At 66.2% G+C, this 17,161-nt stretch carries 19 protein-coding genes; 13 read left to right on the top strand and 6 right to left on the bottom strand.

Annotated features, from left to right (window positions below; all coding sequences use genetic code 11):
• The first annotated feature begins 58 nt into the window (after positions 1-58).
• A complete protein-coding gene (locus AC1DIO_RS05240; RefSeq protein ID WP_069876977.1) occupies positions 59-373 on the top strand; it encodes an integration host factor subunit alpha in 315 nt (104 codons plus the stop codon).
• Positions 370-948, top strand: a complete 579-nt coding sequence (locus AC1DIO_RS05235; protein WP_441488680.1) for a MerR family transcriptional regulator — start codon at positions 370-372, stop codon at positions 946-948. Before AC1DIO_RS05240 ends, AC1DIO_RS05235 begins: the two co-directional genes overlap by 4 nt.
• 35 nt (positions 949-983) lie before the next feature.
• Here AC1DIO_RS05235 and AC1DIO_RS05230 read toward each other — a convergent pair whose 3' ends face one another.
• Positions 984-1,445: a translation initiation factor 2 gene (locus AC1DIO_RS05230; RefSeq protein WP_441504739.1), complete on the bottom strand. Its 462-nt coding sequence runs from the start codon at positions 1,443-1,445 to the stop codon at positions 984-986.
• Positions 1,446-1,768: 323 nt separating this feature from the next.
• Here AC1DIO_RS05230 and sugE point away from each other — a divergent pair, with 323 nt between their 5' ends.
• Positions 1,769-2,083, top strand: a complete 315-nt coding sequence (sugE, locus tag AC1DIO_RS05225) for a quaternary ammonium compound efflux SMR transporter SugE (protein WP_069876975.1) — start codon at positions 1,769-1,771, stop codon at positions 2,081-2,083.
• 40 nt (positions 2,084-2,123) lie between these two features.
• On the opposite strand, the gene AC1DIO_RS05220 is transcribed toward sugE, so the two are convergent.
• The 3 genes from AC1DIO_RS05220 to AC1DIO_RS05210 all read right to left on the bottom strand — a co-directional run bounded on the left by AC1DIO_RS05220 (position 2,124) and on the right by AC1DIO_RS05210 (position 3,919).
• Entirely contained in the window at positions 2,124-2,291 is a 168-nt protein-coding gene (locus AC1DIO_RS05220) for a hypothetical protein (protein WP_176733240.1), read from the bottom strand.
• A 59-nt stretch (positions 2,292-2,350) separates the two neighbouring features.
• Positions 2,351-3,283 (bottom strand): LysR family transcriptional regulator, encoded by a 933-nt coding sequence (locus AC1DIO_RS05215; protein ID WP_476853197.1) that lies wholly within the window; start codon positions 3,281-3,283, stop codon positions 2,351-2,353.
• A gap of 210 nt (positions 3,284-3,493) precedes the next feature.
• Positions 3,494-3,919, bottom strand: a complete 426-nt coding sequence (locus tag AC1DIO_RS05210; RefSeq protein WP_476853196.1) for a DoxX family protein — start codon at positions 3,917-3,919, stop codon at positions 3,494-3,496.
• Positions 3,920-4,115: 196 nt separating this feature from the next.
• Here AC1DIO_RS05210 and AC1DIO_RS05205 point away from each other — a divergent pair, with 196 nt between their 5' ends.
• Both AC1DIO_RS05205 and AC1DIO_RS05200 read left to right on the top strand, forming a co-directional pair.
• Positions 4,116-5,048 carry a ring-cleaving dioxygenase gene (locus AC1DIO_RS05205; protein ID WP_441504738.1) on the top strand — a complete coding sequence of 311 codons (933 nt, stop codon included), beginning with the start codon at positions 4,116-4,118 and terminating at the stop codon, positions 5,046-5,048.
• Positions 5,049-5,128: 80 nt separating this feature from the next.
• Entirely contained in the window at positions 5,129-5,752 is a 624-nt protein-coding gene (locus AC1DIO_RS05200) for an alpha/beta hydrolase (RefSeq protein ID WP_441504737.1), read from the top strand.
• A 159-nt stretch (positions 5,753-5,911) separates the two neighbouring features.
• Here AC1DIO_RS05200 and AC1DIO_RS05195 read toward each other — a convergent pair whose 3' ends face one another.
• Positions 5,912-6,136, bottom strand: a complete 225-nt coding sequence (locus tag AC1DIO_RS05195) for a hypothetical protein (RefSeq protein WP_441488675.1) — start codon at positions 6,134-6,136, stop codon at positions 5,912-5,914.
• Positions 6,137-6,228: 92 nt separating this feature from the next.
• Positions 6,229-6,660 (bottom strand): Lrp/AsnC family transcriptional regulator, encoded by a 432-nt coding sequence (locus AC1DIO_RS05190; protein ID WP_043239300.1) that lies wholly within the window; start codon positions 6,658-6,660, stop codon positions 6,229-6,231.
• A gap of 119 nt (positions 6,661-6,779) precedes the next feature.
• Here AC1DIO_RS05190 and AC1DIO_RS05185 point away from each other — a divergent pair, with 119 nt between their 5' ends.
• From AC1DIO_RS05185 to AC1DIO_RS05150, 8 genes are all read left to right on the top strand, one after another.
• Positions 6,780-7,907 (top strand): saccharopine dehydrogenase family protein, encoded by a 1,128-nt coding sequence (locus AC1DIO_RS05185; protein WP_441488674.1) that lies wholly within the window; start codon positions 6,780-6,782, stop codon positions 7,905-7,907.
• 222 nt (positions 7,908-8,129) lie between these two features.
• Entirely contained in the window at positions 8,130-9,617 is a 1,488-nt protein-coding gene (locus tag AC1DIO_RS05180) for a M81 family metallopeptidase (protein WP_441504736.1), read from the top strand.
• Positions 9,618-9,788: 171 nt separating this feature from the next.
• Positions 9,789-11,453: an amidohydrolase gene (locus AC1DIO_RS05175; protein ID WP_441504735.1), complete on the top strand. Its 1,665-nt coding sequence runs from the start codon at positions 9,789-9,791 to the stop codon at positions 11,451-11,453.
• Positions 11,454-11,601: 148 nt separating this feature from the next.
• Positions 11,602-13,188: an ABC transporter substrate-binding protein gene (locus AC1DIO_RS05170; protein WP_441504857.1), complete on the top strand. Its 1,587-nt coding sequence runs from the start codon at positions 11,602-11,604 to the stop codon at positions 13,186-13,188.
• 88 nt (positions 13,189-13,276) lie between these two features.
• Positions 13,277-14,212 carry an ABC transporter permease gene (locus tag AC1DIO_RS05165; RefSeq protein WP_441504734.1) on the top strand — a complete coding sequence of 312 codons (936 nt, stop codon included), beginning with the start codon at positions 13,277-13,279 and terminating at the stop codon, positions 14,210-14,212.
• A gap of 8 nt (positions 14,213-14,220) precedes the next feature.
• Entirely contained in the window at positions 14,221-15,042 is an 822-nt protein-coding gene (locus tag AC1DIO_RS05160) for an ABC transporter permease (RefSeq protein WP_441488670.1), read from the top strand.
• Positions 15,043-15,053: 11 nt separating this feature from the next.
• Positions 15,054-16,034, top strand: a complete 981-nt coding sequence (locus AC1DIO_RS05155) for an ABC transporter ATP-binding protein (protein ID WP_476853219.1) — start codon at positions 15,054-15,056, stop codon at positions 16,032-16,034.
• Positions 16,027-17,022, top strand: coding sequence for an ABC transporter ATP-binding protein (locus tag AC1DIO_RS05150; protein ID WP_441504733.1), 996 nt, complete (start codon positions 16,027-16,029; stop codon positions 17,020-17,022). Before AC1DIO_RS05155 ends, AC1DIO_RS05150 begins: the two co-directional genes overlap by 8 nt.
• Positions 17,023-17,161: the final 139 nt, after the last annotated feature.

The raw sequence follows: 17,161 nt of genomic DNA, 5'->3' as shown, positions 1-17,161 counted from the left end.
GTAATGGCGCAAGGCTGGTGACGAGGTCACCGGCCCATGAACGCCTTGGAGGCTATGAATGGCGGGGCAAACGGTCACTCGCGCCGATTTGTGCGAGGCTGTGTATCAGAAGATCGGTCTGTCGCGGACAGAGTCGTCGAAACTTGTCGAAGCGGTGCTCGACGAGATCTGCGATGCGGTCGCGCGCGGCGAGAATGTGAAATTATCGTCCTTTGGCTCGTTCGTCGTGCGAGACAAAGGCGAGCGAATCGGGCGTAATCCGAAAACGGGCGTTGAGGTCCCCATCGAGCCGCGTCGCGTGATGGTGTTCAAGCCTTCGAATGTGATGAAGGCGCGCATCAACGGGCAGGCGGGCGAGGGCGACGAGGAGTGAGTCTGGAGTTCCACACCGGCAACGTAGAGGCCGAATTGGACACCAAGAGCCCAGATGCCTTCCGGACAATCAGCGAGGTCGCAGACGACCTCGACATCCCCCAGCATGTCCTGCGTTTCTGGGAAACGCGCTTTACCCAGATMAAGCCACTCAAGCGCGGTGGCGGCCGGCGCTATTACCGGCCGGACGATGTCGCCCTCCTGAAGGGCATTCGCCGGCTGCTTTACGGCGAGGGCTATACCATCAAGGGCTTGCAGCGGATCCTGAAGGATCAGGGGCCGCGCCATGTCCAGGCCATTGGCCGGGGCGGGCCGATCGGCGGGCAGGCTCCCGCCGCGGTTGCCGCACCCGTGCCGGCGCCGCGTCGGCCCGCGCCGGCGAACGCACCGGAAGGCTCCGACGATGAATTGCCCTGGCAGCTCGATATGGAGCCGGCGCAGCCGGAGGAGCCCGATCACCGGGCCGAGTTCGGCGAGGATCTTGTCCTGCTGAGAGCCGCGCTCGTCGAAATGACGGAATGCCAGCGCGTCCTGCGCGGCGTGCTGCAGCCGGAGCTCGGCGGCGACGCGGGCTGAGAGGCCCGCATCGCGATTGGCTGTCTTCCCAGAGATCAGGAAACCGGCGTGGCCCGTGCCGCGCGCAGGCGGCGGCTGAAGCGCGAGCTGCGCGTGCGGCTTTCGATCCTCGAGGTCGGCACCAGCGTGGCGACGACGGGATTGGGATAGTGCTCCAGCGTCGAGCCCGTCGCGGCGTCGACGCCCATTCCGACGATGCCTCCGACGATGACGTTTCCAGCGAAACCGGCGGCCCCGGCCCCGGCGACCCGGGTCGCGACCGGAATCTGGGCGTCGTGGAAGCCGCGCTTGCTGTAGCTGACCGTGAACTCCGACTTGCGGCTGACCTCGATCGTGCAGGGCGTCGATGGGCAGCTATGCCCGGTCGAGGTGCGTGCGTCTGCGCCCGGCGGAATGCTGTCGATCGTAACCTGGCTTGTCGTACCCCGTGTGACGGTGGCGCAGCCGCCCAACGCCGCGGCGACCGCAATCAAGCCCACCCATTTCCCCAGATTCATCTTTGCTTGGCCCCTTGTTGCCCCCACCGGCAATGCCGGTGCAATGCCCGTAGTCAGCGCCCGAACGGGGCGCCATGCCGCAGGCGGAACTCCTGGGGGCGGCACGAGCCTTATGCACAAGACTAACGTAGGGGTATGTCGGTCGGGCTCCCGCGAAGGAGCTGGCCATGAGAGCCATGCAGAGGTCAGCGGTGGCGCGCTCCTTCCCAACCGGCAGAGGCGCGGCCTAGTTTGGGCTAAGGGYGGCGTCTCCTGCCGCGTCCCGGGGCGTGGACGACCTCGCCTTGTTTCGACTGGCCCCTTCTCATGCGGAGCGCGCTGCCATGGCCTGGCTCTATCTCTTCGTCGCAGGCCTGTTCGAGGTCGGCTGGGCGATCGGCCTCAAATACACGCAAGGCTTCACCCGCCTCGTCCCGACCCTGCTGACGCTCGCCAGCATGGTCGTCAGCCTCGGCCTGCTCGGTCTGGCGCTGAAGACGCTGCCGGTAGGCACAGCCTATGCGGTCTGGACGGGCATCGGCACGATCGGGACGGCGGCGCTCGGCATCGTGCTGCTCGGCGAGCCGGCAGGCGCCCTGCGGCTTGCCTGCATCTCGCTCATCGTGGCGGGGATCGTCGGGCTTAAGCTGGTCTCCTGACCAGCGTCACGTTCTGGCCAGCGTCACCGTCTGACCGGTGTCATCTGCGGAAGGCGTCAGGCCAGTTGCCGCTTCTTTCGAGCAGCACGATCAGCAGGACCACGGCGAGCGTGATCGCCAATGTGATCAGCTTGGCGTTCCAGGGCGCGCCGCGGCCGATCAGCCAGATCAGGCTGAGCCCGATCGCGAGGGGGATAAGCATCTCCATGACGAGAGCCTAGCGCCGGCTGCGCCGTAAGGGAACCCGACTGTGCTCCTGAACGCGGCTCAGCCGCCGCGCGCCGCGACGGCCCGCTCGCCTTCGATCAGCGGCTTCATCCGGCCGATCTCGGCCGCCATGAAATCGAGGAACAGCCGCACGCGCGGCGAGTGCCTGAGATCGGGATGGGTCAAGAGCCAGAGATCGGCCGCGAATTCGGGATCGGGCGCCGCCAGGCGGACGAGGGCCGGCTTGGTGTCTGCAATGAAGCAGGGCAGGAAGCCGATGCCGATGCCCGCCTCGACGGCCTCGGCCAGGCCGAGCACCGTGTTGACCTTGTAGACGATGCGCTCCGGCGGCACGTAATCCTGCAGGAAGCGGACGGCCTTCAGCCAGGCGAACTGGTCGCCGAGCGAAATCCAGTTCTGGTCCCGGAGCGTCTCCATGCTGGTATCGGCATCGGGCKGGAAGCGGCTCGCCAGCCCGTAGAGCGCCCAGGCGATGCGGGCGCCGCGCCGGCCGACCAGGGTCTCGGGCGGATTATCGGTCGCCCTGATCGCGACATCGGCGTCGCGCTTGGAAAGGTTGAGCGCCTGGTTGCTGAGCAGGATGTCGAGGCGGATCTCGGGACATTGCTGCAGGAAGGCCGCGAAGACCGGGGTCAGCAGGTCGACCAGCAGGGTGTCGTTGGTGGTGACGCGCAATTCGCCGGCGGGCTGGATTTCCTGCCCGGCGAGCTTGCGGGTGAAGGCGGTAATGTCCTCGTCCAGCCGCCCGGCGAGCTGCACCATTTCCTCGCCGGCGGGCGTCGGCACATAGCCGCTGCGGTGCCGCTCGAACAGTTTCAGGCCGAGCCCGTCCTCGATCTGGCCGAGGCGGCGAAACACCGTGGAATGGTTCAGGCCGATCAGGCTGGCGGCGGCCGGCAGGGCGCGGGCTTCGGCGATCGCCTTGATCAGCCGGAAATCGTCCCAGGCGAGGGTCTTGCTCGTGCCGCTCATCCGCTTTTCGTCCTTTCATGCGTCCGCCGCCGTCATGGCGCCAGAGCATCGGCCCGGGAATTGGATACCGGTTTTCGGAAGAAGCCGATGCAAGAACAATGCGCTACAGCATCCGGCCGGATGCCCGGTCGGATGCTGTAAGCCATGCGGCGGCGATCGGGAAGACGTGGCGCGGGCCCTTGGGCCGCGCTCACCGATAGTCGACTGCGCTCAGGCGGTGGCGACCGCAGCGCGGGGGCTGAAGCGCACAGGGCGCAGGGCCAGGGCGCCGTCGCCGATCAGGCCGTGGGCCAGCGCCGTCAGCGCCAGGAAGGCGGGATATTCCCAGCCGCCATTGGCCGCGGTGAAGAGCCAGCCATTCGGAGCATGCACCATCAGGGCACCCAGCAGGACCGGCAGCAGTGCCAGCGAGACGAGACGGCCGTAGAAGCCGGTCAGGATGGCGACGCCGCCAATGAACTCGGCCAGGATGATCGGCCAGGCGAGGAAGCCGGGCAAGCCGACCTGGCCCAGAAAGCCGGCGAAGCCTGCGGGAGTGAACACGGCGAGCTTGAGATAGGCATKGGCGATGAACATCAGGCCGAGCGCGACACGCAGGCCGAGGGCGCCGTAAGGGGCGAGGCGATTGTCGATCATGATTGCATCTCCAGAAGCAGGGGACCGGGTTGGTCTCGGCACTGAAAATGCCCTCTCTCCGGCGCAATGCAAATTGTTAGATGCCAAGACGTTCATTGCTTCCGTGCAATGATACCGGGCTGGTGCTTTGCCTGCCGCACTCCGATCTTTGGCCGGAACGAGGCGCCCCGCCTCAAGCCCTTTCGGAGGACAGGCCATGCAGATCAACGGCATCCACCACGTCACCGCCATTTCCGGCCCCGCGCGCCGCAATCTTGATTTCTACGGTCGCGTGCTGGGGCTGCGCCTGGTCAAGAAGACCGTCAATTTCGACGATCCGAGCAGCTATCATCTCTATTACGGCGACGAGGGCGGCTCGCCCGGCACGATCCTGACCTTCTTCCCCTGGGAGCACGCCGCTCCGGGCCGGCTCGGCGTCGGCGAGACCCAGGAAACCGCCTTCCGCGTGCCGGAGGGGGCAATCGGCTACTGGACGCATCGCTTCGTCGAGCTTGGCGTCGCCCATGAGGCGCCGCAGAAGCGCTTCGGCGACACCGTGCTGCCCTTCCGGGATCCGGACGGGATGCGGCTTGCCCTGATCGGCCTGCCCGGCATTGCCGCCGAGCCGGCCTGGACGGGCGGCGCGATTCCGGCCGAGCATGCGATCCGCGGCTTCCACTCCGTCAGCCTGCTGCTCGAGGATGCGGCGCCGACCGGTGCGATCCTCAGTGACATCTTCGGCTTTGCCGAGATCGCGAGGGAAGGCAGCGTGACCCGCTTCCGGACTGAGGGCGCGGCATGCGGCGGGATTGTCGATCTGCGCACCGCCGGTGGCTTCCTGCCGGCACGCCAGGGGGCCGGCTCGGTGCACCATATCGCCTTCCGGGCGGCGGGTGATGCCGAGCAGGAAGCGATGGTGCGCCGCCTAAAGGAGAACCATGGCATCCGCGCCACGGAGCAGCGGGACCGGAACTATTTCCGCTCTGTCTATTTCCGCGAGCCCGGCCGGGTCCTGTTCGAGATCGCCACCGACGCGCCGGGCTTCGGCATCGACGAGGCGAGCGAGAGCCTCGGCCAGGCGCTGAAGCTGCCGCCGCAATACGAGGCGCAGCGCAGCCGTATCGAGGCCGTGCTGCCGGAACTCGCCTGACGACACCTGACCAAACAAGACGCCCTGCCTCGCCGCGCTGACGGGGCAGGGCCGTCCCCTGCATTATCGAGGAGTGACCCATGCTGGACGCCGTCGCGACCACACCCTTCATCCATGCGTTCGAGCCGGGCAGCGATACCGCCCGCAAGCCCCTGCTGCTGCTCCATGGCACCGGCGGCAACGAGCATGACCTGCTGCCGCTCGGCCGCATGGTCGCGCCCGGCGCCGCCTTGCTCTCGCCGCGCGGCCAGGTGCTGGAAGGCACGATGCCCCGTTTCTTCCGCAGGCTCGCCGAAGGCGTCTTCGACGAGGCCGATCTGAGCCGCCGCACCCATGAGCTGGCGGATTTCATCGAGGATGCGCGCCGACGCTATGATCTTGCCGCGCCGATTGCCGTCGGCTTCTCGAACGGGGCGAATATCGCGGCGAGCCTGCTGTTGCTGCGCCCAGAGGTGCTGGCCGGGGCGGCGCTGCTGCGGGCGATGTCGCCCTTCCGGGAGCCACCAAAGGCCGATCTCGCCGGCAAACGCGTGCTGATGCTGTCGGGAGCGCAGGACCCGATCATTCCGGCCGCCGACGCCGCACGGCTTGCCGCGACTCTGTCGGGCAATGGCGCGACGGTCGAGCACCGCATCCTACCGGCGGGCCATGGCCTGTCGCAGGCCGATATCGGCCTGCTCACCGCCTGGCTCGACCAGGCCTGAACGCCTCGGCGAATCGGCGCTCTGCATTGGGGGCGCCGTTCCGGCACAAACAAAGACCCCGGATCCGTCGCAACGCCCTGCGGCGTTCGATGGATCCGGGGCCGAATCTCGTAACTCCCGGGCGTCCGGATGACGGCCCTGCTGCCGTTCGAGTCAGTCCTAGGGCGCTGTCGCCTTCGGCTTGCTGCGTGCAGCCGGCTTGGGCTCGGGCGGCGGCTCAGTTGCTTCCTTCGCCAGCCGCTGCGCCCGCAAGGCCTCGATCTTCTTGCGTGCCGCAGCCTCTTCAGCTGCGATTCGCCCGCTGGCCTTCTGCCTTTCGCGCGGGGCCTCCTGCACGCTGTGTACGTCATGCCAGACGCGTGGCCGACGGTCGTCACCTGCCATCTTCTTCTCCCACCGCAGTTTTCCCCTGGTCGTGAGTGTACGCCTGATTGTGGCGGGATACGAGCGCGCGATTACCGGGAGCAGGCGAGGGCTCAGCGCTCGACGCGGGTCGAGAGAATGATCGACGACATCGTCCGCTCGACACCGTCGAGCGCGCCGATCCGGTCGATCAGCTCGTCGAGTTCGCCGATCGACGGCGCGATCACGATCGCGATCATGTCGAAATGACCGCTGACCGAATGAAGGGTCCGGACCTCCGGAATGCGGCGCAGTTCCGCCTCGACCCTGGGAGCGAGCTTGGTCAGTGCGGTGATCAGGACATGGGCCTTGACCTGCCCGCGCTCATGCTCGTCGGAGAGCCGCGCCGTGTAGCCGGTGATGACGCCGCGCCGCTCCAGCCGTTCGATCCGGCTTTGCACCGTCGTGCGTGAGAGGCCGAGCTGGCGGCCGAGCTCGGCCACCGGCGCCCGGGCGTTCTCGGTCAGCAGGATAAGGAGCTGTCTGTCTGTGCGGTCGATCGGCATGATGCTGAGTACTTACGGCAGATCGCCGTAAAATCCCATATGAATCGTCGTGATGGCCGCTTCTATTCGACGAAATCGTCAGCCAGCATAGGACATCAACGAACGCACGGAGCGCCACAATGAAGGAAATCGTCGTTATTGGCGCGGGTAAGATCGGCCAGACCATCGCCGACATGCTCGGCAGCAGCGGGGATTACCGCGTCACGGTCGCCGACCGCTCCGAGGCGCAGCTCGCCGGCATCCGCACCAGCGCCACGGTTTCGACCCGCAAGGTCGATATCGCCGACAAGGAGGCGCTGACCGCCCTGCTCGAAGGCCGTTTCGCCGTGCTGAGCGCAGCCCCCTTCGATCTGACGACGCGGATCGCCGAAGTCGCGGCCCCGCTTGGCGTCCATTATCTCGACCTGACCGAGGATGTCGCCAGCACGAGGCGCGTCAAGGAACTCGCCAAGACGGCGAAGGCAGCCCTCATTCCGCAATGCGGCCTGGCGCCGGGCTTCATCTCGATCGTCGCCGCCGATCTGGCGCGTGATTTCGACACGCTCGACAGCCTCAGGCTGCGCGTCGGCGCCCTGCCGCAATACCCCTCCAACGCGCTCAACTACAACCTGACCTGGAGCACGGACGGGGTCATCAACGAGTATTGCGAACCCTGCGAAGCGGTCGTCAACGGCGAGTTGACCCTCGTCCCGGCGATGGAAGAGCGCGAGGAATTCTCGCTCGACGGCGTCACCTATGAGGCGTTCAACACCTCTGGCGGCCTCGGCACGCTCTGCGAGACGCTGGCCGGCAAGGTCCGGACGCTGAACTACCGCACGATTCGCTATCCCGGCCATTGCGCGATCATGAAGGCGCTGCTCCAGGACCTGCGCCTGGCCGATCGCCGCGACGTGCTGAAGGACATTTTTGAGAACGCCCTGCCGAGCACCCTGCAGGACGTCGTGGTGATCTTCGTCACCGTCAGCGGCATGAAAGATGGCCGCCTGCTGCAGCAGACCTATGCCAACAAGGTCTACAGCGCGACCGTCGGCGGCGTGACGCGCAGCGCCATCCAGATCACCACCGCTTCGGGCATCTGCGCGGTGCTGGACATGCTGGCGCAGGGCAAGCTGCCGCAGCAGGGATTTGTCCGCCAGGAAGAGATCACGCTCGATTCCTTCCTCGCCAACCGCTTCGGCAAGGCCTATGCGCGGGCCGAGGACGGCACCCCGGGCAAGGGCGAAATCGAGCGCAGCCGCGCGGCCTAGAGCATTCTGCGAAAAAGCGGCAACGGTTTTTCGCATGACTATGAGGTTCGATCACGTTTTCTGCGTCTGGGCGATTTCGTCCAGACGCAGCGCGGCCTAAGGCCGCGCTTGCGACGAACGGCAGGCGCTCCACGCAGGGAGCGCATGCTGTATACACATCTGGCATAGACCCGAACGACCGTTAAAAAGAGTCGAAAAGGGTCCGGGAGGGACACGAGGATTATGGCACGACGCGTTCTGGTCGCAGAGTTCATGCATGAGACGAACACATTCAGTGTTCAGCTCACCGGAGAAGAGGTCTTTCGCAACGCCGGCCTCTATCTCGACAACGAGATTCCCCCGGCTTTCAGCGGCACGCGGACATCGCTCGGCGCAGCCTTCGAGGCGGCCGAGAAGTTCGGCTGGAGCCTGACCCACCCCATCGTCGCCCATGCCAACCCTTCAGGCCGCGTCACCGATGCGGCCTTCGAGCTATGCGCAGGCAAGATCGTCGCGGCCTGCGCCGGCGTCGACGGTGTGCTGCTGCATCTCCACGGCGCCATGGCGACGGAAAGCTCCGATGACGGTGAGGGCGAGCTGCTCTCCCGCATCCGCGCCAAGGTCGGCCCCTCCGTTCCGGTCGTCGCGGTGCTCGATCTGCACGCGACGCTCACCCAGCTGATGGCCGACAGCGCCAATGCGCTGATCTCCTACCGGACCTATCCGCATATCGACCAGTATGAGCGGACCTGGCAGGCGGCCGAGCTGCTGCAGAAGGCGATGGATGGCGAGATCACGCCGACCGCCGCCGTTGCCCGCCGGCCCATCCTCTACGCTCTCGATGGCGGGCGCACGACCTCGCCCCCGTTCAAGGAGCTGCTGCGCCGCGGCGACGAGCTCGAGGCGAAGGGCGAGGCGCTGGTCGTCAGCGTCCAGGCCGGCTTCTCCTCGGCCGACGTCCACGATATCGGCCCCTCCGTCGTCGTCACCGCCAATGACCGCAACAAGGCCCAGGCCATCGCCGAAGAGCTGATGGATTATGCCTGGGAGCAGCGGCATTTCTCCTCGATCCATTTCACGCCCGTGGCCGAGGCCATGGTGAAGGCGAAGAATGGTGAGGGCCAGAACGGCGAGGGTAAGGCCGGCAAGCCGCTGGTGATCTCCGATTATTCCGACAATCCCGGCGCCGGCGCCTATGGCGACGCCACGAACCTGCTGCGCGCGGTCCTGGCCACCGGCCTGGAGAATGTCGCTTTCCACGCGATCTGCGACGGCGAGGCTGCGCTGCAGGCGCAGGCTGCCGGCGTCGGCAACACCGTGACGCTGATGCTCGGCGGCAAGGTCGATCCGAACATGGGCGGCGGCCCGCTCGAGGTCACCGGCCGGGTCGTCTCGATCACCGACGGCCATTTCATCGCTTATGGCCCGATGGGCGGCGGTGCCTGGCGCAGCTACGGGCTCAGCGTCATGCTGCGCATCGGCGGCGTCGAGCTCGTCATCATCACCCATAACGGCCAGGCGACCGACCTCGCGCAGTTCACCTCGCTCGGCGTCGACCCGACGCGGAAATCGACGGTGATCGTCAAGTCGATGCAGCATTTCCGGGCCGCCTTCGAGCCGATCGCCCGCGAAGTGGTCGAGGTCGATACCGGCGCGCTGGCGACGCGCAATTTCAAGGAGCGCCCCTACAAGAGCGTTCGCCGGCCGATCTTCCCGCTCGACGACATCTAGCGCCTAAAGCATCGGCCCGAAAAGTGGATTGCGGTTTTCGGGAAAACCGATGCGAACACAGAAGGTTAGATCATCGAACCGAATAGGAAATCCGGTCCGATGATCGAGCCGGGGGCTTTGGCCTCCGGCGTGACGTTCGGACTAAAGCCCTGACATGAATTCGGAGTTTCCATGACGCTCTCCGCTCAAACCCCGGCTCACCGCGCCCGGCCGCAGGCCGATCTCGTCCTCAGGAACGGCCCGATCTGGTGCGGCCGCGAGGACGGGGTCGTCGAGGCCCTGGCGATCTGGCAGGGCAGGGTGCTCGCCACCGGCAGCGATGCCGAGATCGCCGCCCTGATCGGCCCCGGGACCAAGGTGATCGATCTCGAGGGCCGGCTCGCCACGCCCGGCCTGAACGATTCCCACCTGCACCTCGTCTCGCTCGGCATGACCATGGACTGGGTCGACGCCCGCCCGGCGGTCGCGCCCGATCTCGCCTCCCTGCTCGATGCCATCGCAAAGCGTGCCGCCGGCACCAAGCCCGGCGACTGGATCCTGTCGCGCGGCTACGACCAGACCAAGCTCGATACCGGCCGGCATCCCTATCGCGAGGAACTCGACCGCGCCGCGCCGAACAATCCGGTCATGCTGATCCGGACCTGCGGCCATGTCTCGATCTGCAATTCGATGGCGCTGGAGCTCGCGGGCATCGACGAGGCCTCGCCGACCCCGCCCGGCGGCCTGATCGAACAGCAGAACGGTCGGCTCACCGGCATGCTGGCGGAAAACGCCCGCGCGCCGGTCTGGGCCGCGATCCCGCGCCCGACCGAGGAAGACCTCGTCACCGGCATCGAACGCGGCGGCAATTACCTGCTCTCGCTCGGCATCACCAGCTGCATGGATGCGGCGGTCGGCCAGCGCGGCGCCTTCGGCGAGATCTCGGCCTATCACCGCGCCAAGCGCGACGGCCGCCTGCCGGTGCGGACCTGGCTGACCCTGCTCGGCGACGAAGGCCGCTCGGTGGTGCCGCAATGCTACGAGGCCGGGCTGATCTCCGGCACCGGCGACGACATGCTGATGGTCGGCGCGGTCAAGCTCTTCCTCGACGGCTCGGCCGGCGGGCGCACCGCCTGGATGAACGCGCCCTATCTCGGCGAGGACAAGACCACCGGCGTGCAGATGTGCTCGAACGCGGATGTCGAGCGCCAGGTCATGGACGCCCATGTGAAGGGCTATCAGCTCGCCTGCCACGCCATTGGCGATGCCGCGATCGAGCAGCTGATCACGGCCTATGAGAAGGCGCTCGCCGCCCATCCCGATCCGGACCGCCGCCACCGCATCGAGCATTGCGGCTTCTCGACGCCCGAGCAGCATGAACGCATGGTCGCGGCCGGCATCTATCCCTGCCCGCAGCAGGTCTTCATCTACGATTTCGGCGATGCCTATGTGAAGGTGCTCGGGCGGGAGCGGGCGCTGTCGAGCTACCCCTTGCGGACCTGGTTCGATCTCGGCCTGAAGCCGGCGACGGGCAGCGACGCACCGGTCTGCGACCCCAATCCGTTCCCGAACTTCTACACCATGCTGACCCGCAAGACCTGGCGCGGCACGGTGATGGATGAGGCCCAGTGCGTCTCGATCGACGAGGCGCTGCAGGCCTATACCGAATTCGGCGCCTTCTCGCAGAAGCAGGAGGCCGTGAAGGGCCGGCTCGTGCCGGGCTATCTCGCCGACGTTGCCGTGTTCTCACGCAACCTTTTGACCGCAGCGCCCGAAGAGATCCTGAAGGACACGCGCTGCGATCTCACCATCCTGAACGGCAAGGTCGTGTTCGACCGCGCCGCGCAGAATGCCTGACCGGATAATTGCTCGGGGACAGCCGGCTAGACGACGGAGACAGACCGGAAAAACCAAGTAAGGTTCCGTACGGGACTGACCGGCGCCGCCCTTGAAAAGGGGGGCGCCACCAAAAAGATCAACGGGAAATTTGGGAGGATTTGACGTGTTGAAACGACTGGCTTTGACCACTGCCCTGACGCTGACGATGGCGTTCTCGGCCCAGGCGCAGGAACCGCGCCGCGGCGGCACGATCCGCTTCACGGCGCCCTATGCCGCATCCTTCGTCAGCAATGACAGCCATGTCTCGAACCAGATCCAGGACGAGATCTATGGTAACGCGCTGCACCGCGCGCTCTACAAGTGGGACTCGACCAACAACAAGCCGGTGCTGGAGCTCGCCAAGAGCGTGACCGCCTCCGCCGATGGCACGGTCCACACCTTCAAGCTGCGCGACGACGCGCTTTTCCATAACGGCCGCAAGATGACGGCTGACGACATCATCTGGACCTACACCCGGCTGATGGATCCCACGAAGAACTATCCCGGCGCGGCCTTTGTCCGGCGCGTCAAGGGCGCCCAGGAATTCCAGAAGGGCGAGGCCAAGGAAATCTCCGGCCTGAAGAAGATCGATGATTTCACCCTCGAGATCACGCTGATCGAGAAGGCCGATCCCGGCTTCCTGTTCCGCACCGCGATCACCTCGATCTTCCCGGCCAAGGAAGCGCAGGAACCCGATTTCTTCAACAAGCCGATCGGTCTGGGTCCGTTCAAGTTCGTCGAGCATGTTCCGGGCTCGCGCATGGTGCTGGAGCGCTGGGAGAAGTTCTACCAGGCCGGCAAGCCCTATGCCGACAAGGTCGTGATCTCGCCGATGGGTGAGGCGGCTGCCCGCGACATCGCCTTCCGCAACAAGGAGATCGACGTCTCGATCCTGGGACCGACGCAATATGTCGCCTACCAGGCCGATCCGAACCTGAAGAAGGGCATTCTCGAAGTCGCGGAAGTCTTCACCCGCAACATGGGCATGAACCCGAACTTCAAGCCCTTCTCCGACAAGCGGGTGCGCCAGGCGATCAATCACGCGATCGACAGCGACCTGATCATCAAGCGCCTCGTCCGCGACAAGGCCTATCGCGCCACCGGCTGGCTGCCGCTCTCCTCGCCGGCCTATGACAAGGACATGAAGCCCTACGACTTCAATCCGGAGAAGGCGAAGAAGCTCCTGACCGAGGCCGGCTATCCCGATGGCTTCGAGTTCGAATGGACCGCTTCCCCGAACGAGAGCTGGGGCGTTCCGATCGTCGAGGCCGTGATCCCGATGCTGGCCAAGGTCGGCGTCAAGGTGAAGATCAAGCCGGTCGAAGGCTCGGCGCTCGGCGGCATCGTCTCGAAGGGTGATTTCCAGGCCTATATCTGGTCGAACACCTCTGGTCCCGATCCGCTGACCCAGATGAAGTGCTTCTACTCCGCGACCCCGCAGAGCGCCTGCAACTACACCACCTACAAGAACCCGGCCGTCGACAAGCTGATCGACGAAGCCGCCGCGACGGACGATGCGGCCAAGCGCATCGACCTGCTGAAGAAGGCCAACGGCATCGTCTATGAAGACGCCCCGGTCTGGTTCTTCAACTACAACAAGGCAGTCATGGCCTATCAGCCCTGGCTGAAGGGCCTGCAGCCCAACGCGACGGAACTCGCTCTGCAGTACTACGAGGATCTCTGGGTCGACGCGTCGTCCCCGGCCGCGAAGTAATCTCCAAACCCCGGCGCCCGGCGGCCTTCGCTGCCGGGCGTTCGCGGCCAAGAGTTCGCGGCCAAGGGTTCGTGGCCAGGAGTTCTGCATGCTGTCTTATGTCTTTCGGCGCCTGCTGCAGGCGATCCCGATTCTGCTTGCCGTTGCGGCGCTGATCTTCCTACTGTTCAGCGTCATCCCCGGCAGCTTCGCCTCCAGCCAGATGGCTGACGGACGCACCGTCATGGATGCGGAAGCCGTCTCCCGCATGAACCAGCAATTCGGGCTCGACCAGCCCGTCGCGACCCGGTTCGTGAAATATATCGGGCAATTGGTGACGCTCGATCTCGGCACCTCGTTCCGCACCCGCCAGCCGGTCTGGCACCTGATTGCCGAACGTCTCTGGCCGACGCTCCAACTCGCCTTCGCCTCGATGCTGTTTGCGATCGCGATCGGCGTCCCCCTGGGGTTTCTGGCGGCGCTGCGGCCGGGCAGCTGGATCGACATGGTCTCGATGGTGGCCGCCGTTTCCGGCCTCTCCCTGCCAAAGTTCTGGCTCGGCCTGATGCTGATGTATCTCTTCGCGCTGACCCTGGGCTGGCTGCCGAGCTTCGGCTATGGCGACGGCGCGATGAAGAACCTGATCCTGCCCTCGATTGCGCTCGGCGTCGCCCCGCTCGCCCTGCTGGCCCGCACCACGCGCGCCTCCGTGCTCGAGATCATGAATGCCGATTTCGTCCGCACCGCCCGGTCCAAGGGCATGAGCGAGCGCCGCGTCGTGCAATGGCACCTGGCGCGCAATGCGCTCGTCATCGTGCTCACCACCGTCGGCCTGCAATTCGGCTCGGTGATCGGCCAGGCCGTCGTGGTCGAAAAGCTCTTCGCCTGGCCGGGCCTCGGCTCGCTGCTCGTCGACAGCGTCTCGCTGCGCGATATCCCGGTGGTGCAGGGCTGCATCCTGGTGATCGTGCTGTTCTTCCTGCTGGTCAACATGCTCGTGGACGTTCTCGCCGCGATCATCGACCCCCGCATCAGATACACCTGAGGGTGCCGATGAAATTCAGAGCCAATCTCGTGATCGGGGGCGTGCTGTTCGCGGCCGTCGTCGTCGCCGGTACCTTCGCCCCGTTCCTCGCCCATACCGACCCGGTCATGGACGCCAACCTGATGAATGCCGAGGTTCCGCCCGGCAGCGAATTCTGGTTCGGCACCGATGCGCAGGGGCGCGACATCTACAGCCGCGTGCTGCACGGCGCCCGCATCTCGCTGACGGTCGGCATCGTCTCGCAGCTGATCAACACGGTGATCGGCGTCGCACTCGGCTTGTCGGCCGGCTATTGGGGCGGCTGGTGGGACGATCTGGTCAGCGGCCTGACCAACATGATGCTGGCGATCCCCTCGCTGATCTTCGCGCTGGCGATCATGGCGATCCTGAGCCCCGGCCTGACCAGCCTCCTGATCGCGCTCGGCCTGACCAACTGGTCCTATACCTGCCGGCTCTCGCGCGCCTCGACGCTCTCGCTCAAGAACCAGGGCTATGTCCAGGCCGCCAAGGTGCTGGGCTACAGCGATATCCGCATCATGGTGACGCAGATCCTGCCCAATATCCTGGGGCCGATCATCGTCATCGGCACGCTCGGCATGGGCGGCGCGGTGCTGGCCGAGGCCGCGCTCTCCTTCCTCGGGCTCGGCATCCGTCCGCCCTTCCCGAGCTGGGGCAGCATGCTCTCGGATGCGCGCGACCAGATCACCACCGCGCCCTGGATCTCGGTCTTCCCGGGCCTGGCGATCTTCGTCACCGTGCTCGGGCTGAACCTGCTCGGCGACGGCCTGCGCGACATCCTCGATCCGCAGTCACGGGCGCGACGCGCATGAATGGGACGGGCATGAGTGGCGAGGCGCTTCTCGAAGTCGAGAACCTGCGGCTCGACCTGATCGTCGGTGCGAGGCGCTTCCCGGCGGTGAAGGATGTCTCCTTCACCATCGGCCGCGGCGAGACGCTCGGCCTCGTCGGCGAGTCCGGCTGCGGCAAGAGCATCACCGCGCTCTCGCTGATCGGCCTGCTCAGGCATCCGCTCGCGATCGGCGGCGGCACAATCCGCTTCAAGGGCCGCGAGATCCAGAACCTCTCGGCGGGCGAGATGCGCAAGCTGCGCGGCAACGCCATCTCGATGATCTTCCAGGAACCGATGACGGCGCTGAACCCGCTTTCGCCGGTCGGGCGCCAGATCGCCGAGATGTTCGTGCTGCACAAGGGCGCGACCTGGCACGAGGCTGAAGCCAAGGCGGTCGAGGCGCTCGCCAATGTCCGCGTCCCGGCGCCGGACCGGCGCGTCAAGGATTTTCCGCACCAGCTTTCGGGCGGCATGCGCCAGCGCGTGATGATCGCGATCGCGCTCGCCTGCCGGCCGGACCTGCTCTTGGCCGACGAGCCGACGACGGCGCTCGACGTCACCGTCCAGGCCGAGATCMTCGACCTGATCCGCGATCTCTCGGCGGCGCAGGGCACGGCGGTGCTGATGATCAGCCATGATCTCGGCCTGATCGCCAATATGTGCGCCCGCGTCGGCGTGATGTATGCCGGCCGCCTCGTCGAGCAGCGCCCGGCGCAGGAGGTTTTTCGCACGCCGAGCCACCCCTATACCAAGGGCCTCGTCGCCTCCTTGCCGCTGCTGGGTGCGCGCGCCCGCCATGGCCGCCACAAGCTCAAGGAGATCACCGGCGTCGTGCCGGCGGTGACGGCTTTTCCTGACGGGTGCCGCTTCAACCCGCGCTGCTATGCCAGGACCGAGATCTGCGTGGCGCAGGATCCCGGAGTGACGCCGTTGCCGCAGGACGGCCTGGTGAGGTGCCATCATCATGAGTGACACGGGCGACCAGACCATCCTCAAGGTCGAGGACCTCGAGGTGAAGTTCGATCTCGGCGGCGGGCTGTTCGGTGGCAAGCGCCGCACCGTCCATGCCGTCGACGGTGTCGATCTCGTGCTGCGCAAGGGCGAATGCCTTGGGCTCGTCGGGGAATCCGGCTGCGGAAAATCGACGCTGGCGCTCTCGATCCTCGGCCTGCAGGCGCCGACGCGCGGCCGCGTCATTCTCGACGGGCAGGACATCGCGGCGCCCGGCGTCGACCGCAAGGCCCGCGCCCGCATCGCGCAGATGGTGTTCCAGGACCCGTATTCCTCGCTGAACCCGCGCCAGTCGGTGCGCCGGACGCTGGAAACGCCGCTGCGCATGCATGGCGTGACGACGAAGAGCGAGGTCGACGACCGCATCGCCGAGATCATGCGCCATGTCGGCCTGCGGGCGGAGCAGGCCGAGCGCTATCCGCATGAATTCTCCGGCGGCCAGCGCCAGCGCATCGGCATCGCGCGTGCGCTGATCCTGAAGCCGAAGATCGTGGTGCTGGACGAACCGGTCTCGGCGCTCGACGTCTCGATCCGGGCGCAGATCATCAACCTGCTGCTCGAGCTCAAGGACACGCTCTCGCTCTCCTACATCATGATCAGCCATGATCTCGGTGTGGTCGAGCATATGAGCGACCGCGTCGCGGTGATGTATCTCGGCCGGATCGTCGAGACCGGCGACTGGCACACGATCTTCACTGAGCCGCGCCACCCCTATACGCGCGCGCTGATCGCCGCGATCCCCGACCCGTTCAACCACGGGCTGGCGGTAAAAATGTCGGGCGAGGTGCCGAACCCGCTGGAGCCGCCCTCCGGCTGCCGCTTCCACCCGCGCTGCCCCGAGATGCGGGAGGGCTGCCGCGCCCTGCCGACGCCGCCGCTGGCCTCGATCGGTGGCGCGCACGCAGTCCCGCACGAGGTCCGCTGCATCAGGGCCGCAGAACTGGTCTGAGCGGCCTAAGCATCGGCCCGAAAAGTGGATTGCGGTTTTCGGGACAAAGCCGATGCAAACACAAAGGACTAGATCGTCGGACCGGATACGATTTCCAGTCCGATGATCTAACCGCGTCAGCATTATTGATCATCCGAAG

It is taken from the genome of Allobosea sp. 05T439 (assembly GCF_056396005.1).
This window is presented reverse-complemented; position numbering and strand designations above follow the sequence as displayed.